This is a genomic window from Ruegeria sp. YKSE079 (genome assembly GCF_059612845.1).
This window is the reverse complement of the sequence record NZ_JBXWRJ010000050.1, coordinates 1-1,881: the sequence shown is the minus strand read 5'-3', so window position 1 is coordinate 1,881 and position 1,881 is coordinate 1. Positions and strand designations below refer to the sequence as shown.

At 61.6% G+C, this 1,881-nt stretch carries 3 protein-coding genes; all 3 read left to right on the top strand.

The genetic code is table 11. From position 1 onward, the window contains the following. On the top strand, nt 1–381 hold a 381-nt coding region (locus tag AC2FMY_RS21940), incomplete at its 5' end, for a methylenetetrahydrofolate reductase C-terminal domain-containing protein (RefSeq protein WP_496808104.1). Then, nucleotides 378–1,385, top strand: a complete 1,008-nt coding sequence (locus tag AC2FMY_RS21935) for a methylenetetrahydrofolate reductase (protein WP_496752591.1) — start codon at nt 378–380, stop codon at nt 1,383–1,385. The genes AC2FMY_RS21940 and AC2FMY_RS21935, both read left to right, overlap by 4 nt. Before the next feature lie 85 nt (nt 1,386–1,470). Continuing rightward, nucleotides 1,471–1,881, top strand: a 411-nt coding sequence (locus tag AC2FMY_RS21930) for a formate--tetrahydrofolate ligase (protein ID WP_496808103.1), incomplete at its 3' end; no start/stop codon positions are given.

The window sequence follows — 1,881 nt, the reverse complement described above, 5'->3', positions numbered from 1 at the left end:
ATCGGTTATGACCGGCTCGAGCGTCCGGTGGCCGTGGTCGAACGCGCCGCCAAAGGGCTGCTGTTCGACTGCAAGATGTGTGGGCAATGCGCGTTGTCCTCAACTGGCATGTCTTGCCCGATGAACTGTCCAAAGGAATTGCGCAACGGCCCCTGCGGCGGCGTCCGGGCCAACGGGTTTTGCGAGGTTAAACCGGACATGCGCTGCGTCTGGGTTTTGGCATGGGACGGGGCGTCGCGCATGCCCGGCCCCTCACGCATCGGTGATGTTTTGCCGCCGGTCGATCGCCGATTGTCGGGGCGGTCTTCTTGGCTTCAGGTCGCACGCGACAAAGCTGCGGCCAAGCGACAGGCGGATGTTTCAAGCGAGGTCGCCCAATGACCCTTTTGTCGGATCAATCGGATACCCCATTCAGGCCCAATTCTGCACCTCCGCCCGGACATGTTTCGAACAGCCGCCTTGAACGCGTGCTGCGGGCGGGCCATTTCGCGGTCACCGCCGAGCTCAATCCGCCCGACAGCGCCAACCCTGCCGACGTCTATGACGCCGCCAGCCCTCTGGTGGCGGTTGCGGATGCGATCAACGCCACAGATGCGTCCGGCGCCAATTGTCATATGTCGTCCGTGTGCATCAGCGCCCTGTTGGCCAAGGCCGGGCACGGGGCGGTCTATCAGATTTCGTGCCGGGACAGAAACCGGATTGCCATTCAGGGGGATGTCTTGGGCGCCGCGGCGCTGGGGATCTCAAATGTGCTTTGCCTGACAGGCGACGGCGTTGGTGTCGGTGACCACCCTCAGGCCAAGCCGGTGTTCGACTTTGACTCGGTGTCGCTGTTGCGGGCCATCCGGACGATGCGGGATCAGGGCATGTTTCTGTCGGGCCGCAAGATTACCGACCCGCCGCGTGTCTTTCTGGGGGCGGCGGAGAACCCCTGCATCCCGCCCTTTGAGTGGCGGCCTCAGCGCTTGGCGAAAAAGGTAGCCGCTGGCGCCGAGTTCATCCAGACAAACTACATCTTCGATATCGGTCTGTTCCGCCGCTTTATGGCGCGGGTGCGCGATCTGGGACTTGATAAGAAGGTGTTTATCCTGGCTGGCGTCGGTCCATTGCCTTCGGCCCGAGGCGCCCGCTGGATGCGCGCGAATGTACCGGGCATTCACATTCCAGATCCGCTGATCGAGCGGATGGAAGCCGCGAGATCCCCCGGCGACGAGGGCAAGAACATCTGCATCGAATTGATCCAGGAAATCCGTGAGATCCAGGGCGTCGCGGGGGTTCATGTCATGGCCTATCGGCGCGAGCACTTGGTGTCAGAAATCATCGAAGCGTCGGGCGTCGCGCACGTGCGCTCGGCTGTGCCCGAAACCCTTTTGCAGAGCGGCTGAACGCAGCTCTGCCGATCACCCCAATCTCCATCACCGCCACCGCGAAGGAGGGTGGCGAACGGCCAAAAAACGGGAAGGACGTCATATGGCTTTCAAAACGGATATCGAGATCGCCCGAGCGGCGCAGAAAAAGCCGATCCAAGAGATCGGCGCTGCGCTGGGGATCGATCAGGCAGATCTGCTGCCCTATGGCCATGACAAAGCGAAGGTGAGCCAGGGTTTTATCAACTCGGTTCAGGACCGGCCCGATGGCAAGCTGATCCTTGTCACGGCTGTCAATCCGACACCTGCGGGCGAGGGAAAAACCACCACAACGGTTGGCTTGGGCGATGGGCTCAACCGGATCGGCAAAAAGGCGATGATCTGCATCCGCGAAGCCTCACTTGGCCCGAATTTCGGTATGAAGGGCGGCGCCGCCGGCGGCGGCAACGCTCAAATTGTTCCGATGGAAGACATGAACCTGCATTTCACAGGGGATTTCCATGCCATCACCAGC

Coding starts and splice junctions, on each gene's coding strand:
- AC2FMY_RS21935 (WP_496752591.1), top strand. CDS start 378: ATGACCCTTTTGTCGGATCAATCGGATACCCCATTCAGGCCCAATTCT.